The 17591-nt window shown below is 58.6% G+C and carries 16 protein-coding genes and 1 pseudogene; 4 read left to right on the forward strand and 13 right to left on the reverse strand.

Translation table 11 applies throughout. The features are described 5' to 3' along the window. Positions 1-1037 (forward strand): tetratricopeptide repeat protein (locus tag ACRZ9X_RS20295; protein ID WP_480521893.1); only part of this gene is annotated, 1037 nt, incomplete at its 5' end. A gap of 117 nt (positions 1038-1154) precedes the next feature. On the opposite strand, the gene ACRZ9X_RS20300 is transcribed toward ACRZ9X_RS20295, so the two are convergent. Together ACRZ9X_RS20300 and ACRZ9X_RS20305 are read right to left on the reverse strand one after the other, a co-directional pair. After that, the gene (locus ACRZ9X_RS20300) at positions 1155-1991 is read right to left on the reverse strand and encodes an SDR family NAD(P)-dependent oxidoreductase (RefSeq protein WP_480521894.1); all 837 of its coding nucleotides are present in this window, start codon (positions 1989-1991) and stop codon (positions 1155-1157) included. Between the two features lie 23 nt (positions 1992-2014). Further along, positions 2015-2827, reverse strand: a complete 813-nt coding sequence (locus tag ACRZ9X_RS20305; protein ID WP_480521895.1) for an SDR family oxidoreductase — start codon at positions 2825-2827, stop codon at positions 2015-2017. Positions 2828-2986: 159 nt separating this feature from the next. On the opposite strand from ACRZ9X_RS20305, the gene ACRZ9X_RS20310 reads away from it, so the two are divergent. Next, positions 2987-3877 (forward strand): AraC family transcriptional regulator, encoded by an 891-nt coding sequence (locus tag ACRZ9X_RS20310; protein WP_480521896.1) that lies wholly within the window; start codon positions 2987-2989, stop codon positions 3875-3877. Positions 3878-3890: 13 nt separating this feature from the next. On the opposite strand, the gene ACRZ9X_RS20315 is transcribed toward ACRZ9X_RS20310, so the two are convergent. Continuing rightward, complete coding sequence (locus ACRZ9X_RS20315; RefSeq protein WP_480521897.1) at positions 3891-5123, reverse strand: type II toxin-antitoxin system HipA family toxin; 1233 nt, start codon at positions 5121-5123, stop codon at positions 3891-3893. Continuing rightward, positions 5123-5434, reverse strand: coding sequence for a helix-turn-helix domain-containing protein (locus ACRZ9X_RS20320; RefSeq protein ID WP_480521898.1), 312 nt, complete (start codon positions 5432-5434; stop codon positions 5123-5125). The genes ACRZ9X_RS20315 and ACRZ9X_RS20320 overlap by 1 nt, the downstream gene beginning before the upstream one ends. A gap of 185 nt (positions 5435-5619) precedes the next feature. Between ACRZ9X_RS20320 and ACRZ9X_RS20325 the strand changes: the two are divergent. Then, positions 5620-6299, forward strand: a pseudogene (locus tag ACRZ9X_RS20325) (IS6 family transposase); the annotation flags it as partial. Between the two features lie 144 nt (positions 6300-6443). Here ACRZ9X_RS20325 and ACRZ9X_RS20330 read toward each other — a convergent pair. The 6 genes from ACRZ9X_RS20330 to ACRZ9X_RS20355 all read right to left on the reverse strand — a co-directional run bounded on the left by ACRZ9X_RS20330 (position 6444) and on the right by ACRZ9X_RS20355 (position 13284). After that, the gene (locus tag ACRZ9X_RS20330) at positions 6444-7577 is read right to left on the reverse strand and encodes a substrate-binding domain-containing protein (protein WP_480521899.1); all 1134 of its coding nucleotides are present in this window, start codon (positions 7575-7577) and stop codon (positions 6444-6446) included. 34 nt (positions 7578-7611) lie between these two features. Beyond that, complete coding sequence (locus ACRZ9X_RS20335; RefSeq protein WP_480521900.1) at positions 7612-8736, reverse strand: ABC transporter permease; 1125 nt, start codon at positions 8734-8736, stop codon at positions 7612-7614. Between the two features lie 11 nt (positions 8737-8747). After that, positions 8748-9509 carry an ATP-binding cassette domain-containing protein gene (locus tag ACRZ9X_RS20340; RefSeq protein ID WP_480521901.1) on the reverse strand — a complete coding sequence of 254 codons (762 nt, stop codon included), beginning with the start codon at positions 9507-9509 and terminating at the stop codon, positions 8748-8750. A gap of 75 nt (positions 9510-9584) precedes the next feature. After that, positions 9585-10682 carry a substrate-binding domain-containing protein gene (locus ACRZ9X_RS20345; protein WP_480521902.1) on the reverse strand — a complete coding sequence of 366 codons (1098 nt, stop codon included), beginning with the start codon at positions 10680-10682 and terminating at the stop codon, positions 9585-9587. An 18-nt stretch (positions 10683-10700) separates the two neighbouring features. Next, a complete protein-coding gene (locus ACRZ9X_RS20350; RefSeq protein ID WP_480521903.1) occupies positions 10701-11768 on the reverse strand; it encodes an ABC transporter permease in 1068 nt (355 codons plus the stop codon). Next, positions 11755-13284 carry a sugar ABC transporter ATP-binding protein gene (locus ACRZ9X_RS20355; RefSeq protein ID WP_480521904.1) on the reverse strand — a complete coding sequence of 510 codons (1530 nt, stop codon included), beginning with the start codon at positions 13282-13284 and terminating at the stop codon, positions 11755-11757. Before ACRZ9X_RS20355 ends, ACRZ9X_RS20350 begins: the two co-directional genes overlap by 14 nt. Positions 13285-13403: 119 nt before the next feature. On the opposite strand from ACRZ9X_RS20355, the gene ACRZ9X_RS20360 reads away from it, so the two are divergent. Next, positions 13404-14417, forward strand: a complete 1014-nt coding sequence (locus ACRZ9X_RS20360; RefSeq protein WP_480521905.1) for a LacI family DNA-binding transcriptional regulator — start codon at positions 13404-13406, stop codon at positions 14415-14417. Here ACRZ9X_RS20360 and ACRZ9X_RS20365 read toward each other — a convergent pair. From ACRZ9X_RS20365 to ACRZ9X_RS20375, 3 genes are read right to left on the reverse strand one after another with little or no spacing between them, the layout of a single operon-like run. Continuing rightward, entirely contained in the window at positions 14414-15367 is a 954-nt protein-coding gene (locus ACRZ9X_RS20365; RefSeq protein ID WP_480521906.1) for a 2-hydroxyacid dehydrogenase, read from the reverse strand. The genes ACRZ9X_RS20360 and ACRZ9X_RS20365 overlap by 4 nt on opposite strands. Before the next feature lie 6 nt (positions 15368-15373). Next, positions 15374-16531, reverse strand: a complete 1158-nt coding sequence (locus ACRZ9X_RS20370; RefSeq protein ID WP_480521907.1) for an NAD(P)/FAD-dependent oxidoreductase — start codon at positions 16529-16531, stop codon at positions 15374-15376. Next, positions 16528-17559 (reverse strand): sterol desaturase family protein, encoded by a 1032-nt coding sequence (locus ACRZ9X_RS20375; RefSeq protein WP_480521908.1) that lies wholly within the window; start codon positions 17557-17559, stop codon positions 16528-16530. Before ACRZ9X_RS20375 ends, ACRZ9X_RS20370 begins: the two co-directional genes overlap by 4 nt. Positions 17560-17591: the final 32 nt, after the last annotated feature.

A 17591-nucleotide genomic window follows, 5' to 3' on the forward strand; every position in this document is an offset into this window, starting at 1 on the left:
GGTTCGCGGGGCCTGAAACCGATCTGACCGACATGGGGTCGCAACTGGCCGCGCAGTTCGTCGCGTCAGGCACCGTGGAGTGGCAGGGCACCCGGCTTGCCATTTACACCGAGCTTTCGGATGCACGCTCAGGCCAAGTGATCTGGAGCGACCGTGTCACCGGAGCCATCGCGGATGTATACGACATGCGCGCCCGTATTGCGCGCGACCTTGCCATGGCACTGGAACTGCGCCTACCGTTACACGAGGCTGACCGTCTGACGCACATCCCTTCGGAAAACCTTGATGCGTGGGGGCATTACCACCTCGGGATACGGCATATGTACCGGTACAACCGTGCTGATAACGAGATCGCGGCCAGTCACTTTCGCACTGCCATTGCTCAGGACCCCGGATTTGCGCGCGCCCATTGCGGGCTGTCCTATACCGAGTTCCAGAACGCGTTTCAGCATTTCGCGGTCGATACAGGCCTGCACGCCAGATTGGCGTTGGGACATGCCGAAGATGCCCTGCAACTGGACCCGTTGGACCCGTTCTGCAACCTGATCTACGGACGCGCAAAATGGCTTCTGGGCGACGCTGAACAAGGGTTGGTCTGGGTGGACCGATCCATTGATCTGAACCCCAACTATGCGTTCGGCTATTACAACAACGCCACGCTGAACACCGTGCTGTGCAACGGTCAAACTGCGGACGAAAACGTGGAGACGGCGTTAAGGCTAAGCCCCTTGGACCCGCATCTGCAATCCATGTACGGCACGCGCGCATTGGCGGCGTTTGTCTCTGGCAATCTGGCTGCGGCCAGCGCCTATGCCGAGCACGCTCTGAGTGCGCCCAACCCCCACCTTTATGTCTTCATGATCGGCGCGGTCGTACACGCCGAAGCCGGGAATGACACCAAAGCCCAGACCTGCGTCGAGGCCATCCGCGCCAAGAACGTCCCCTTTGGCAAGCCCGAGTTCCTGACCCATTTCAACCTGCGCCAAACCGATCGGTTGCAGGCCCTGACCTCATCGCTCAACAAATTGTCCTTGTAACGGTGGTACAAGCGTTCTGTTTTCAAAGTCGATATTGTGTGCCGCCTGCACTTGATCTTTTAGGAAAATGCGGCCCTACACAGGTCTTGCTGACCCCTCTGGCGATCAAACAGCCCCCTATTCGGGGTTCTCATGCGCAGCAAATGCGTCTGAAAAATCCGGATGCCAGCGCGAAAGAGCTGGGCGATTGTTGATGATATCGCCCAAGGCCCATTCAATGCGTTTGGTATCACGCGACTGCGACACGTCATTGTCCGGGCAGAGAATATAGAAATCTCCCGCTGACATACGGCTTACCAGATAATCGACTGCCTGTTCGCTGGTCCAGGCAGCAGCGGGTTTCTCCGGCATGAATTTCTGAATCATACCGGTGTAGGTAAACCCAGGCACGAACAGGTGGGCCGTGATCGGTGCCTGACGCAGGTCATAGGCCAACATCTCGGTCATGACCTTCACCGCCGCTTTGCTGGTGTTGTAGGCCGGGTTTCCTGGCGGGGTCGTGATGCCTTGTTTAGAGCCGGTGTTAATGACAACGGCCGGGCGATCTGTCTGGATCATCCTCGGCAAGAAGGCATGTACGCCATTCATGACGCCAAATAGATTTACCTCGATCAGCTTGCGCCAATTCCCGGCATTTTCCCAACTGCCGGTCGGCAGGGCAATTCCGGCATTGTTCATCAAAACCGCAATATCACCCAATGAAAAGACCTCATCCGCCAGCGCGGTTACGGCTGCGGCGTCGGTCACATCGGTGGGAACCGCACGGACCAGAGCCGAGTGTCCAGCCATGCCGCGCAGCTCCGTTTCGGCTGCCTCCAAGGCTTCCCCCGGAAGATCGACCAGAATGACCCCCAATCCGTCTTGCAGAAATCGAACCGCAGCGGCCTTTCCGACACCGCTGGCCGCCCCTGTCACCACCGCCAAACCGCCTTCTTTGACAACATTTTTGTACATGTGCCTTCCCTTCCAATTCTGCTTCAGGACGCCATTTGCTTTTTGAGGCTGCCGATAAAGGTTGCGTCGTCCTGTGCCTTGCGTGCATCAAGCAGCCTCTCTGCATCGGGTCCTGCGCGAAAGCGCAGGCGATCACTGGTCTCGTTTGCAGCGTCCCAAATGACCCCAGCAACAGTTTCCGGGGCAGATGGATCCGAGGCCAGCCTGCCGAACAAACGCCCCATGGCATCGACGGTGGGCGCATAATCGGTCAGGCCTTCGTCCATAGCGAAATCAAAGGAACTGCCGCCAAAATTGGTCTTGATCATGCCCGGCTGGACAATCCGAACATGGATACCAAGCGGCTCCAGTTCGTAATGCAGCGCCTCGGACAGCCCTTCCACTGCGAACTTGGTGCCGTGGTAGAGCGACCCGAGCGGAAAGGTGATCTGACCGCCAATGGAAGAGATATTGATAATTGTGCCGGAACGGTTCTGCCGCATATGAGGCAGAACGGCCTTGGTCACCTCCAGAAGCCCGATCACATTGGTTTCGAACTGGCGCCGGATCCGATCCATCGAGAACGCTTCAAGCGCACCATAGGCGCCGTAGCCCGCATTGTTGAGCAGAACATCAATCTGTCCGAAACGGTCGATCCCTTCAGCCACGGCGGTCGAGATCGAGCCGGGATCGGTCACATCCAACCGGGTCAGATGAACGTTCTCAGAAGTAGCGAGATCCGTTTCGGCTGCGGGATTGCGCATCGTGGCAATGACATTCCAGCCGTTTGTCTGAAAATACCGCGCGGTCGCGGCCCCTATGCCCGAAGAAGCCCCGGTGATTAGGATGGTCTTCATATCCATTTTCCTCCAGTTCATGCTTTTACGATAGCTGTAACTTTCACGGTTTTCGTCGCTTTAAGTCCTAATTACTTACACGATCCCCCAGAAATCAGACTTTTCGATAAATTCTTGAGGAATATCGTGCTAAGGCTGGGCACGGCGAAGGAGGCACCTATGACGCAGGCGGGATTGTTGGGCTATGTACAAGCCCTTCTTGAACGGGAAGGGGTCGCGCACGGAGGGGTTTCACACGAGCAAACCGGGACGCATCTGCTGATCCAACCCTCAACCACCCGCTTGGAATCGAGCGTGTATCGCCCTTTGTTCTGCGCCGTTCTGCAAGGGGCGAAAGAGGTCGGGACAAGCACCAAGAGCGTGACTGTCCGGGCCGGACAGTCGCTGATCGTTAGCCACGCCCTGCCGGTTGTGTCGCGGATTACTGAGGCAACGACGGAACAACCTTACGTAGCACTTGTTTTTCCTCTGGATATGGATGTGCTGCGCAGCCTGGCCCCTTCGGTGCCGATTTCCGCCACCGCTCGGGCGCCTGACCCATTTTCAATATGCCTTGCAGAGACAGATACCGACATGGAGAACGCCATCACTCGCTATTTTCGCCAGTGCGAGACAGACGAGATGCAGCAACTTCTGGCCCCGATCACATCGCGCGAAATTCATGCCCGCCTGCTGTTAGGGCGTCATGGCGGCGTGCTCCAGAAGCTTTTGTGGAATGACACCACCGCCAGCCGGATTTTTGCCGCGACGCACGAAATTCGATCCGATCTCGCCAAGCCACTTATAGTCGGAGATCTTGCCAGGCGCATCGGTATGAGCAGTTCGGCTTTCTTCGAACAGTTCAAAGCCGTCACCGGAACCTCGCCCCTGCAATATCAAAAGGATCTGCGACTGTTGCAGGCACGGGATACGCTTCGAACGACCCGTTCCAAAGTATCCGATATCGCCTTCGGGGTCGGATACGAAAGCCCCGGACAATTCTCCAGGGAATACACTCGTAAATTCGGACGACCTCCCCGGCAGGATCGTGTTTTCGACGCTGCCAGCTAAGAAACCGGATCGATCAGTTCACGTCAACCAGCGCCAGTCTCTCGGCGATTTCCCGGCTTCGTACTGCCGGAACACCACCGGCATCTGCGTAGGCCAGCCACTGATGGGTGACCTCGCGAACCCGTTCAACGATTTCAGTGATGCGGCGCGGCTTCAGACCCGCCCCCTGCCCTACTGCGATCAGGTCTTGATGCGTTGGGTTTCGCCCATTGCCATTGACGCTGAGATGATGCTCGCCGCCGGGGCCATCCGAAAAGCTCAGGTCATACGCCGGAGACAGACGCCAAGTGCCATGCTGGTCCATCAGAAAGGCGTGGTTCTTGATGTGGTCGTCGCGATTGTGGCTCAGAACGTTGAACACCATCCGCCGGAACATCTCTTCGACGTCTCCTTGGTGATTCGTCATAAAATAGGTCAATTTCAGAAGGGTTTCATAATCAACAGCCGGAGCAGTGAAATCCGCATTCAGGATGCCCGCGACCGTATGCATGTGCAGCCGCCGACCGCTGGGCCGGTCGAATCGAAGGGTGGCGAACAGATCATCCCCCTCACCGGTCGTCAAAACCTGCGTGTCGGACATATTGATCCCGGCTGCGCGCGCCATTTCGGCATAGGCCTGTTCCTCGCGAGCTGCGCTGACAGGGTCTGACGAGGATCGGAATTTTATCAGGTAGTGACTGAATCCCTCCTGTGCCGCGCTGCGATAGTCCCGCAACACCCCGGTGTCAGCGTTCACCAGTGCCACGAATTTCGGTCGTGCTCCCGCCGAGCCGCCACTGCCTGCGCGCAAGCGGCGCAGGTCTTCGACCGCCACATCCTCTTCGATGTGCTGCACCGTTTCAGCGAACCAATCCAGATCGATACTGTCCTGTTTCGTCAATTCTTCTTCGGGATGATAGCTCAGCGCCCCCATACCGTGCTGGCCCACGATGGCCAACCGGTCGACCGGTGTCAGGTCATGAACCGCCCTGCCCTGTCGCGCCAGTTCGCGATCAATCAGCAGATGACCCCAACCATCGGGCAATGAGTCCCCCAACAGACCCGGCAAGCCGTCAAATGGCGTGTGCTCCCCGAAATGCAGCCCCTGCCAGGACCGGATCGAATAAGGCGATATCGGCAGCGGGCGTGCAACGAAATCGTTCGCCCATTCTATGGCCGCACGACGTTGGTCTTTGACCCAAGCGACCTGTCCGACCTCACGCCGGTGATCGCCAAAGTCCAGTTCGATGTTCAGACGATCCACCATCACTTGCGCCTTTTTCCAGCACGCTTGCGGTCAACGCCGACCGATTTCAACTGATCCAGAGACATGGCCGTAGGCTGTGGGAACAGATAGCCAAACGCATCCAACGCACCTAACGCCCCGGCGATCTCCAGAAGCGAAGCCAGCGAGATCTCACCGCTTTGTTCAAACCGCTTGAGCGTCGATAGCGGCACACCCGATTTTTCGGCCAGAGCCTTCTGTGTCATGTTATGAGCCAGACGCAACCTGCGGGCAGCAGAGCGAATCTCATCCTGTGCCGCGCCTGGCGTCTGTGACTCAAAATTAAAGATCAATATAGTATCCTTTGCTTAACTTTTTAATTCGTTAAGATCAATATATAAGTCTTTATTTCCAATGCAAAGCAATCAATTCACCTCGCGCACCCCGGGCTTCAGAAGGTTCTGTCGCAAACTTTTTTCCCACCTGTCAGGCTGAGTGTCGTTTTGGCAGCGCATGCTCAAAATGACAGGAGCAGACCGTGACAATCTCATTTAAGGGTGCACATTTTCCGAAAAACGTGATCTTACACGCTGTTTTCTTCTATCTTCGATGCGGAGTGCCATATCGGGATCTGCAAGAAATCATCGTAGAATGTAGTGTTGAACTGGATCACGCGACCCTGAACCGCTGGTTGAGCCGATACGTCGGTCTTGCAGCTGATGCTTAACGGTACAAAAAGCGCCCTGCCGACCGTTCGTGGCGCATGGATAAGACCTATGTGAAAGTGAAGGGCGAGTGGGTTTATCTCTATCGCGCCATGGACAAACACGGCAAGACCCCGGACTTCATGCTTTCCAAACGCCGGAATAAAGCTGCGGCGACGAAATTCTTCGCTCGTGCGCTTAAGGTGATCGGTTTGCCGCGAAAGATTGCCATCGACAAACGCGGAGCCAACACTGCCGACATCAAAGCCATAAACAAAAAGGATGACAGGCTTTGGTTGTCCGGCACCGATTGAGATGGTCAGGCGGAAATACCTCATTAGCATCATCGAACAAGACTATCGATTCATCAAAACGACGGATCAGGCCCATGATGGGTTTCAAGTCTTTCGATTCCGCTGCATCTGCCCTGGCAGACATAGAATTGGTCAACATGATCCGCAAAGGCCAATTCACGCCCCGATTCTCTGCATTTCGGCAGTTTCCTCAACTGGCAGAGTCATCAACCCGACTGCGCCATCTCCTCAGCCTTCAAAGGAATTTGCCACGAAACCCAACAATCACTGACTGACGGATCATGCGAAACGAAGACGGCACCTGCCTGTGCAGGTGCCGTCGATCTTTCATTTACGTCGGTAGGTTACCGCTCAAGCTTGCCGACGCCCGAGAAGCGGAAGGCTTCTTGTTCAAGGGCGTCGATCTCGTCGATGGACATCTCGTCATGTGCCACGGTGATGCGGCCCAGGAACACCAGCGGCAGTTCGTCCTGACGACCTTCCAGGTGGTACTTGATCGCCTCGGCAGTGGCCGCGCCCACATCGTCGCCCATGCGCATCGGGGTCGCGTCAAGCTCACCCCGGCGGATCGCCTCCAGCTCAAGACCTGTGCCGCCCCAGCCGGTCGAGAAGATCTCTTTCTCTTTGCCGACCGCCAACTGCGCCTCGACCGAACCCATGGACATGGCGGTGTTGGCGTTGTGGATCACGGTGGCCTCGGGATAGGCCTGCAGGATCAGCTGCGTGCCTTCGAACCCGCCTTCGCGCTGGTATTCGCCGTAATGTTCATAGACGACATCCCAGTTGCCTTTCTCGGCCACACAATCCTTGAAATCGCCTGAACGCTGGTTATCGGTGATGCCTGGAATGCCACGGTTCATCGCATAGACAACGTCATTGCCCAGTCGTTCCACCATGTAGTCGCAGATCTTGATCGCACCATAAGCGGACGAGAAATCCAGCCACATATCCGGCTGGTTCTCAAGATACTGCAATGGCGTGTGGAACGCCCAGACAAAGGTGGTCAGATCGGGATTGGCCGACAGTTTGTCGATATTGTCGGCTTGCGTGGCCAGTTCCGAGGGTCCGAAGATCACGAAGTCATAGATATCGGCATCCTGATCCACCTGCTGCGCATAGGTCGATTGCAGCGAATGTTCGATCTGACGAGAAGCAAATTCGCGCGTCTCGTAGTTGATACCCAATTCATCCAGACGCTTGGTCGTTGCCAGATAGGAACGCGCCCAGAAGTCCGAGACATCAGCCGATGGGTAGATAAAGGCGATCTGAATCGGATTTTCCTGTGTGCCCTTGAACGCGACCGCCTCGGCCCCTGTCACATCCTGCAGGGCTTCCAGTTTGCCCGGCTCATTCACCTGTTCAATCAGCCAGAAATCCCGCTCTCCGTCATCGGGCAGCGCCTTGAGCGGCAACTCCTGCGCCATGGCTGCGGATGCGACAAGGCTGGTCGCAAGAACCGTCGTATTGAGTAGTTTCATATTATCCTCCCTAGGTTTGATTACTTTTTTGGTGTTAGCCGCTTGGGTTCGGATCCCCTCCGAACAACATGCCCAGAACAACGACGGCCACGAATGCGGCGACCAGAACCGCGATCAGCTTGACGATACGGCGGTTTTCAGCGCTGGCGAACAGCGCGCCGATGCTGCCGCTGCCATCGCGGTCCTTTTTACCGATCCAGGTATAGACGGCGACGGACAGGATGATGACCACGCCCGAGGCGACCGATTGCCAGAAGAATTCAATCCGCAACGTCACCAGAGCGTTGACCATCATCGAAAGCAACAGCACGCCCGCAAAAGACCCGATGATCGACGCTCGCCCGCCGAACAGCGAGGTGCCGCCGACGACCACCGCAGCGATGACATGCAGGTTGAAGTAGGGCGCTGACGTCGCCTGCACCGCGTTCAGCTTGCCGGTCAGCATCAGCCCGGCCAGCCCCGCCATCGCGCCCATCAGCACATAGGCGTAGATGCGATAGCGGTCGACCGCGATCCCCGTCATCTCCGAGGCTTCAGGGTTTGAGCCGATGGCGATCGTGTAGCGCCCGAAATAGGTGTCACGCAGGACGAAGTAGCCGATCACCAGCGTCAGTATCCCGATGACCACCGGCGTGGGCAGGATGACAAACATCTGGCCGCGCCCGATCTCGGTGATCAGCTCGGGGAACCGGGCCAGCACCAGCCCTTTGGCCAAAACCAGCGCAAAGCCCCGGTAGACAAGGTCCATCGCCAGTGTACCGATCAGGTCGGGCACGCGGAACACGGTAATCACCAGTCCATTGACCAGACCCAGAAGCGCGCCCAGCGTGATGCAGACAAGAACCCCGGCCCAGGGCGCAAGCCCCCATTGTTTGACCATAAAAGCCATGCAGATCGCCGACAAAGCGGCGACCGAGCCGATAGACAGATCGATCCCGCGCTGCGTGATGACAAAGGTCATCGCCATTGCCATCGGCATATACAGCGCGGCATCCAGCAGAATTTGGTTCAGGTTCGACAGGCGGAAATACCGGGCCGGTTCCACCGCAGCCATGAACAGCCCGATCAAAAGGATCATGGCAAGCGGACCCAGAACGCCCATATAGGCATCCAGCCTTGCTGTCAGGGATTGGGGACGAGTGGCAGTTGTGTCGTTCATGTCTCTCTCCCTCAGGCAGCCGTCTTGGTGCCGACAATCATGCCCAGCACATCTTCGTTGGTGACCTCGGCGGTTTTGACAACGCCCACGCATTCGCCCCGCCGCTGCACATGGATGCGGTCGGATATTTCGAACACGTCATCCAGCGAGTGTGAGATCACGATCACCGCCAGCCCCTGATCGCGCAGCGTCTTGATCAGCTTCAGGGTTCGCGCGGTTTCCTGCGGTCCAAGGGCGGCGGTGGGTTCATCCATGACCAGCACGCGCAGATCGTCATGCCGGACTGCGCGCGCAATGGCGACCGCCTGGCGCTGACCACCCGACAGGCTGTCGGTTTCCACTTCCATCGAGCCCAGATTGACCCCCAGACGGTCCTGCAGAACGCGGCGCGCCTCGTCCCGCATACGCCGGTTGTCGAGGATTTCTATGCCCAGTACCTTGCGCGTCAGCTCCGAGCCCAGAAACAGGTTTTGCGCGGGCGTCAGGTGATCGGCCAGTGCAAGATTCTGATAAACCGCATCAATGCCATTTGCGATGGCGTCGGAATGGTTGGTCATGGCGAAGGGCTGACCATCCAGCAGGATCTGACCTTCCGTCGGCTGGTACACGCCGGTCAGAACCTTGATCAGCGTCGATTTACCGGCCCCGTTATCGCCGACAATGGCCAGAACCTCTCCGGGGTAAGCGTCGAGATCGACGCCCTCCAAAGCGTGGACGCCGCCAAAACGTTTCGAGATTCCGCGCATGGAAACTATGGGTGACTTGTCCGTCATGAAGGTGCCCTTTTTCGTGTTGGTTGTGTCCGGCGCACCTGCGGCGCGCCGGACGATAAGGCGGTTCGGGGAGACTTAACCGCCTACACCCCAGATTTTCTTGTAGGCATCGCGATAGCCGTTATCGGGATCGAAGGTGTTGTTGGGTCCGCCATCGAATTCGATGTTGTCCGGCGTCACCACATGCAGCGGTGAGTTGAAGCCTGACCAGTCTTCGCCCGCAAAGGCGCGGTTCAACTCGTCGATCATCTGCCAGCCCTGCAGGTTCAGCGGCTCGGCCACGGTAACAGCCTGATACTCCTGCGTGCGCACGCGCTGGTATGCGGCCTGACTGCCATCACCCGCTGCCACGGCAATCGGCCCGCCATCCCCGGGAATGCCCGCAGCAGCCAGCGAGGGGCCCATGAAGTCGAAATACAGGTCGTTGATGGCCAGACTATGAGTCCATTTGGCCCCATGGCGCTGCAACAGCGAGGTGGTCAGCTGCGGCATCCGGGTCGAGGTTTCGGCAATCGGCGTATCGACATATTCCAGCACCGTGCCGCCCAGCTTTTCGATGGCTTCCTTCATCCAGTCGGCCTTGTCGATGGCGATCTGATAGGTCGAATCCGTGAAGATCACGACGGCAGGCTGTTCATCCGCATCGACAAAGGCCCAATAGGCCGCCGCCAGCGATACATCGCGCGCATTGGTCGTGATGTTGGCAAAGATACCCACATCCGGCGCAGGGCCATTGTCGGACGTGGCGTGCCACGAGACCATCGGTATCCCCGCCTCTTGCGCGGCAGCAATCCCCACCTGCTGCTCCGTCGGATTGAACCCGTTGATGATGATGCCGTTGGGGTTCAGCGCCAGCGCCTGACTGAACGCGCCAGTGCGGCCCGAAACGGTGCCGCCGCCCTCGATCACGCGCAGGTCCCAGCCGATGGCCTCGGCGGCCTCTTGCGCGCCTTCAGCCGCGCCCAGAACACCTCCGTTCGTGAGGTCCGAGGCCAGCATGACAACCAGCTTGTCCGGCTGCGCTGCCGGACCCGTGGTCGGGCCGGTCCAGCTGTCCTGTCGTGATGCGAATTGAGCGATGAAGTCCTTCGCTTCGTCCACCGATTGCGCCCCTGCGCCTCCGGTCAGTGCCAATGCCGCGACGGCGCTGGCCAGCAGAGTTCTTCTGAACATATTATATCCTCCCGTTTATCAAGTTTCCGATGATTTCTCCGCAGGCCCCTCCTCGGCCCCGGCGGCCCCGAAATGCGTTGCGGCCCGACGGCGCTGTGCCAGACCCGCGATGCCGATCGCGACCAGCAAGGTCACACCGTTGAACATCGGCTCAACCCAGAACGACCCGCCAAATTGCTGGATCCCCGAGATACCGACGGCAAGTATGATGACACCGATGATCGTGCCCCATACGTTCACCCGCCCGGGTTTGATCGTGGTCGATCCAAGAAAGGCCCCGACCAGCGCGGGCAGCAGAAACTCAAGGCCGACACTTGCCTGTCCGATCCTCAGTTTCGACGCCAGAAGCACACCGGCCAGCGCCGACAGGGCCCCCGACGCAATGAAGGCCAGCATGGTATAGCGCGCAACCGGGATACCATTCAGCGTCGCCGCCTTAGGGTTTGCGCCGATGGCGTACATGTAGCGCCCCAGCGGCAGGTATTCGAGCAGCAGCCACAGCAGAACAGCCAGCGCCAGCACGTAATAGGCGGTGATGGGCAGGCCAAACACAAAGGTGGTGCTGAGCTTGTAGAAACCCGGGTCCAACTGCGCTACGACCTGCCGCCCGCCCGTATGCCACAGGGCCAGTGCATAGATGATGGTGCCGGTTCCAAGCGTGGCAATGAAGCTGTCGATCTTGGCCACTTCGACCAGCAATCCGTTCAGGAACCCCACAAAGGCCCCTGCGATCAGGATCAGAACGCAGGCCAGCGGCCATGGTACACCGGCGATCTGCAGGCTGATGACCAGAATATGCCACAACACGATGCCATATCCGACGGTCAGGTCGATCTTGCCCGTCACCATCGGGATCATTGCCGCCAGCGACAGGATCGCGATAATCGCCTTGTCCGCCAGGATCGACCGCAAGTTCAACATGGTCGGGAAGGTGTCCGGTAGCAGGATGCTGAACAGCAGGATCAGGGCGATGGTCAGCACCACAAGGCCATAGACCGGCACCAGACGCCCGAGGCGCGCGGCCACTGACAGGTTCTGCATTTCGGCCTTAGTCGGCTCCAGCGCGTTGGATTCAATGGACTGCATGCGGTGTTTCCATCTGGGTCGTTACATTGCCTGCCGAGGCAGACTGGATCAGTTGTTCGGTGTTCAGGCGATGGTCGGACAATTCGTCGACAATCGTGCCCTGACTGAAAATCAGGGCGCGGGTACAAATCGCGGCAACCTCTTCGAAATCGGTCGACACTACGATGACCCCCACGCCTTCGCGCACGGCGCGTTGGATCAGAGCGTAAATCTCGGCTTTGGCGCCCACATCGACGCCTGCGGTGGGATCTTCGCAGATCAACAGCTTGCGATCTGTCGCCAGCCAGCGCCCGACAACAACCTTTTGCTGATTGCCGCCCGACAGCGCCTCGACATTCAGGCCCGGATCATTGGGTGACAGCCCAAGGGCCGAGCCGATCTCGGCCGCCTTTCCGGCCTCGGTCCGGGCCGACTGGACGTTCCAGAAACCGCGCTGGAATGCGGCGGGGTTGAGAAAGGTGTTCTCGCGAATCGTCAGCGTACCGGCCACCGATTCCTCGGTCCGGTCGCGGGCGACAAGCCCGATCCCGGACTCCATCGCGGCCTTTGGCGATGACAGATCGGGACGGTCACCATTGATCTCGATGTCGCCCTGATAGGGTTCCGACCCGAACATCGCACGCGCGATGGCCTCATGCCCCGCGCCGCGCAGGCCCACAAGCCCGAGGATTTCGCCCTGATCCAGATGGAAGCTGACCGGCCCCACCCCTTCGCAGGCCAGATCGCGCACCTCGGCCACACGCGCACCCGGCACCACGTCGGCCTTCTGGACCGCGCGGGTTTTGCGGCCGACAATCATATGCACCAACTCTTCCGGCGTGGTGTGGCCCGTATCGCGCATACCGACCATCTCGCCGTCGCGCAGCACCGCGACGCGGTCCGAGATCGCAAATACTTCGTCCAGACGGTGCGAGACATAGATCATCCCCACACCCCGGTCTTTCAAAGGGCGGATGGCATCGAACAGCCCCTCAACCTCATCCGCCGGAAGCGAGGCGGTCGGTTCATCCAGAACCAGAAAATCGCATTCCACTGCCAAAGCGCGCGCAATCGCGATCAGCGACTTTTCCGTGCGCGACAGGCTGGATACGCGCGTTGTCGGATCGAAATCGCACCCCACCTTGTCCAGCGCCTGACGGGCGAACTTTTCAACACCCCGCCAGCTTACAAAACCAGCCTTGCGGGCAAATCCAAGGGACAGGGCCATGTTCTCGGCCACGGTCATCCATTCGATCAAACCCAGGTCCTGGTGAATGAAGGCCACGTTCTGACGCTGACCGAAACTGCCCGGTGAATGGCGATAGGGTTGGCCGTCAATGCGCACCTCGCCGCTGTCGGCCGTATAAATGCCGCCCAGCACCTTGATGAGTGTCGATTTACCGGCACCGTTTTCGCCCAGCAACGCGACAATTTCGCCGCGCGCCACCCGAAGCGACACGTCCTTCAACGCATAGTTCCCACCGAAGTGCTTGGCAATACGGTCAAAAACCAGCCCGTTTAAAACGGCCTTCGACACTCATGTTCCTCCCTGAAGCGTACCGACATTTTTGTTGAGTTACCGGTATCTCTCCCTTACGCTGCGTTCAGATCAGCGATGAGTCAACAAAAAAGTTACGGGTAACTCTCGGAGCCGGAATGAGCCCAAGAAAACGAACAAGAATAAAACTAGCCGAGGTTGCCGAGGCCGCAGGCGTGTCGAAAATGACTGCCTCGCGGGTGCTGAACAAAGGCAAGGGGTTTTCCGAGGACACCCGGGATCGCGTCATGGCCGAGGTCCGGAGGCTGGGCTATGTCCACGACCGGATGGCGGTGGCGTTCTCGTCCGAAAGCACTTCAACCTTCGTCGGTGTGTCCATTCCCGATCTGGGCAATGAGGTCTTTGCACAGGTTCTGGAAGGGATCGAGCGGCGGTTGAACGCCTCGGGATATCAGGCGGTTCTGTGTGTGTCGCAATACGATATGGAATCAGTCGAAAGCTGGATCGAAACGGTTCTGGAATGGCGCCCGGCGGGGTTGATCGTCACGGGTCGCAATCATTCTGAACGCACCCGAAAACTGCTGCGCGGGGCGGGTGTTCCGGTGGTCGAACTGTGGGATCTCAACACCTCACCCGTCGATCTGAGCGTCGGGCTGAACCACTATGACAGCGGCTATGCGATGGGGCGGTATATGGTCGAACGCGGCCACCGCAGGATGGGCTATATCGGCACTCATCATGACACCGCCCATTCCGCCGAGAGCCGATTTACAGGGTGGAAATCGGCTGTATTGGATGGCGACGGCTCAATCGCCGACAGCTATGTTCTGAAAGATACGCCCGGATTTTATGCCGGGTATTATGCGACGGAGCAGATGCTGAGCCGCACACCTGATCTGGATGCCATTTACTACCAGAATGACAACATGGCCGCCGGGGGGCTGATGTTTGCCCAATCCCGTGGCCTCAGCGTGCCGGACGATATCGGAATTGCAGGTTGGGGAGACCTGCCCATCGCCTCAATCCTGCCGCAGCGGCTGACGACGATGCATGTGGCGCATCTGAAACTGGGTCAGCAAGCCGCCGATTCCATTCTGGCCGCGATCAACAACCGACCGGTCAAGGATGTCACACCGGTCAGTTTCCGCTTCGTTCCGGGCAGCACAATCTAGGCGCACTCGGGCACGGGTGTCACCAGCGGACGACCGCCAAAGAAAGCCGCAAGATTTTCGCGTTGCAGGGCCCCCATCGCGGTGCGCGTCTCAATCGTGCCCGAGGATTGGTGCGGTTGCAGCAACACGTTGTCCAGTTGCAGGAATCGTGGATCGATATTGGGTTCGTTCAGGAATACATCCAGCGCAGCTCCGGCGATCTGGCCGTTCTCCAGCGCTTCGAGCAGTGCGCCCTCGTCAACGGTCGTCCCGCGTGAGATGTTCACCAGCAGCCCCATTTGCCCCAGTGCCGCAAGGGCGTCAGCCCCCACAAGACCCGCCGTTTCCGGGCCGCCGGACACGCAGACGAATAACACATCGACCTGCGCGGCCATGGTTGGGATGTCGTCGAAATAGGTCCAACCCGGCGTGTCCTTTTCGGTCCGCGCAAAATAGCTGATGTCGATATTGAAGGGCACCAGCCGTTCAGCCAGCGCACGACCGATGCGGCCCAGCCCGACGATCCCCGCCCGTTTGCCCGACACTTTGCGCTGCAGCCGGTATTCGCCGTGCTGCGCCCACTCGCCGGATCGTATCCAAGCCTGCGCACCCGGAATGCCGCGCGACCACGCGATCATCATGCCAATGCCCAGATCGGCAACATCCTCGGTCAGGACATCCGGAGTGTTGGACACCAGAATGCCGCGTTTCACCGCGTGGGCTACGTCGATTGTGTCGTAGCCAACACCCAGATTGGCAATCATCCCCAGATTGGGAAACCGGTCCATGACCTCACCGCTCAGGAACGAGTGGCCGCGAAAGGCGATGGCGCGGATCGCGGTCAGCGCCTCGGCTGGCAGATGGTCTGGCGTGCCGCCTTCCTCCATCGGCCAGACAGTAAAGGCTTCGTCCATCGGGACCTGATCGTAGTCAGCATAAGACCCTACAACGAGGATATCTGGCTTGGTCATTTTTTCCTATCCCTTAAGCAGGCTTTTGAGTGAAATGGCAGGATCGGCAAGGGCCGCGCTGTCCACCAAACGCGCGCTTTCTATCAGCTTCATCGCAAGACGCATATCTTTTGCAATCTTGACGCCTTTCGCGATGCCTACGGCAAACGCCAGTTTGCAGTCTGACAGGCCGAAGGAAATATGGTGGTCAGGCCCATACGCGCGGTCGATGATCTGGTGATCCGCGCTTTGCAGTCCAGCGCTTTGCAGCACATAGTCATACTGATCCGACCAGACCCAGGGCGTCAATTCACAGGATCGCAGGTCATCGGGGCAGGCCATGTTATGACCTGCGATTTCGCCTTGCTGGCCAGCGGCAGTCCAGGCCTCCAGCCGGGTTGGCTGGTCTCCCGTGACCGGCGCCGCACAGCAATCGCCGGCGGCGAAGATATTTGGGTGCGAGGTGTGCAAATGGCGGTCCACCAATACCCCGTTCTCAACCGATAGCCCGGCCTGCTCGGCCAATTCGACCATCGGGGTCGAGCCGATACCGGCAATGACAAGATCGGCCTGCGCCAGTTCCTCGGGCGTTGTTCTATGGTTCAGACTGAACACGACGCCTTCCGCGACGTGGCGGTCTTGCACAATAGCGGCGACCGCCGGAGTCGCGCCACGTGCCAGAATACGGTCTGCCTGCTCGACCACACGCACAGCAACACCCATTGCACGCAGGCTGGATGCCAGTTCCAAGCCGATGAATCCGGCCCCGATGATGATGGCGGTTTCGGCACCCGTCGCCCTTTCGCGGATCGCATCCTCATCGGCTTTGGTACGCAGGGTCATGGCATCCGGAAAGGCGCGCGCCGCTGCGCCGGTGGCCAACAGCAGTTTGTCAAACCCAAGGGATGCGCCGCCGGACAGCGTCAGAATCCGGGCGTCGGGATCAATCGCCGTGACCAAATCATGCCGGAACGTCACCCCCGCCGCATCGACATGTTCAGCGGGTACAATAGGGCGCGCTTCCACCCCATCCTCTCGCCACTTTGAAAAGGGGGGGCGTTCATGCGGTGGCCAGACCGCATCCCGGTCGATCAGCGTTATCGGACCCTCGAACTCCGACTTGCGGGCCGAGGTCGCCGCGCGCAGACCCGCATGGCCTGCGCCGACGATTACGATACCGCTCATGCCTGGGTACTGCGCATGGCTTTAGTACGCTCGGTATGCAGTTTGCGGAAATGTTCATCGGCCTCGGGCGTGCCGTCGTGCAGGCTGCCGAACCACTTGTCGAGGGGCACGTTGCTCTCTCCGAAATTCACATTGTGATAGCGATGATGCAGATAGTGCATATAGCGGTCATTGCGCAGCGCCAGCTCATCGCCAAACACGATTTCATCAAATCCCGAATGGCTGACGGCGGGGCCAAGCGCGGTCTGGAACCCGTTGAACATCATATGCAGCGGATGGCTGGGCACGATCACGTGGATCAGCATACACGAGAAATAGATCAGATGCTCGACCGGGTGCATTGCCATCCCGGACCATGGGCCGACATTTACGTTCTTGTGATGAAGGTAATGCACCCAGTCATACAGCGGTTTCCAGTGGATCAGGCGGTGAATCCAGTAGAAGTGAAAGTTGCGCCAGAACGGAATCGCCATCATCAGCAGGCAGAACAGGATCGGATGCTCCGCCGGGTCAAGATAGGGCATCCAGCCATTTGCATAGCCCCACCACAGGAAACACTCATATCCCGTCCAGATCAGCGTGCCGACCTGCGCCCAGAAGATGTTATCCCAAACCTGATCGCCGAACAGGAAAGTGGGGTTGTTCTTGGCCTGCATATTGGCGTTGTACTTCTTGAGCCGCCCCTGCATCTTATAACCGCAGAACCACAGGTGGAATATCCCGGTCCAGACCCAGATCAGGACCAGATTGCGCAGAAGGATCTCGGCCATCCAACCAAGTTGGAACGTTTCCATGCGCGTCAACTCGGGCGTGAACCAGACATAGCTGACCCCGATCAGCACCATATAGATGGCAAACCACGGCAGGAAGAATCCCGGGAAACCCGTCAGCCATTTGAATATTTTCGGGAAGTTCAGCGGATCGTCAAAAAGTGGCTCAAGATAGACCGGGCGGCCCGACCACCACTCACCGCGGCGGTTTCGCTCCTGGCCATGTTCGTCAATCGTGATCTTGGGTTTCTTCGCCATGACATGCCCTTTCCTTGGCCGAATCCGTGCCA

The organism is Ruegeria sp. AL1, assembly GCF_056540905.1.

Bases quoted from the DNA above. Each gene is read 5' to 3' on its own strand.
- ACRZ9X_RS20315 (WP_480521897.1), bottom strand. From the start codon at position 5,123: ATGGTGGATCGTCTGAACATCGAACTGGACTTTGGCGATCACCGGCGT.
- ACRZ9X_RS20360 (WP_480521905.1), top strand. From the start codon at position 13,404: ATGAGCCCAAGAAAACGAACAAGAATAAAACTAGCCGAGGTTGCCGAG.
- ACRZ9X_RS20330 (WP_480521899.1), bottom strand. From the start codon at position 7,577: ATGAAACTACTCAATACGACGGTTCTTGCGACCAGCCTTGTCGCATCC.
- ACRZ9X_RS20350 (WP_480521903.1), bottom strand. From the start codon at position 11,768: ATGCAGTCCATTGAATCCAACGCGCTGGAGCCGACTAAGGCCGAAATG.
- ACRZ9X_RS20310 (WP_480521896.1), top strand. From the start codon at position 2,987: ATGACGCAGGCGGGATTGTTGGGCTATGTACAAGCCCTTCTTGAACGG.
- ACRZ9X_RS20375 (WP_480521908.1), bottom strand. From the start codon at position 17,559: ATGGCGAAGAAACCCAAGATCACGATTGACGAACATGGCCAGGAGCGA.
- ACRZ9X_RS20340 (WP_480521901.1), bottom strand. From the start codon at position 9,509: ATGACGGACAAGTCACCCATAGTTTCCATGCGCGGAATCTCGAAACGT.
- ACRZ9X_RS20365 (WP_480521906.1), bottom strand. From the start codon at position 15,367: ATGACCAAGCCAGATATCCTCGTTGTAGGGTCTTATGCTGACTACGAT.
- ACRZ9X_RS20345 (WP_480521902.1), bottom strand. From the start codon at position 10,682: ATGTTCAGAAGAACTCTGCTGGCCAGCGCCGTCGCGGCATTGGCACTG.
- ACRZ9X_RS20305 (WP_480521895.1), bottom strand. From the start codon at position 2,827: ATGAAGACCATCCTAATCACCGGGGCTTCTTCGGGCATAGGGGCCGCG.
- ACRZ9X_RS20335 (WP_480521900.1), bottom strand. From the start codon at position 8,736: ATGAACGACACAACTGCCACTCGTCCCCAATCCCTGACAGCAAGGCTG.
- ACRZ9X_RS20370 (WP_480521907.1), bottom strand. From the start codon at position 16,531: ATGAGCGGTATCGTAATCGTCGGCGCAGGCCATGCGGGTCTGCGCGCG.
- ACRZ9X_RS20300 (WP_480521894.1), bottom strand. From the start codon at position 1,991: ATGTACAAAAATGTTGTCAAAGAAGGCGGTTTGGCGGTGGTGACAGGG.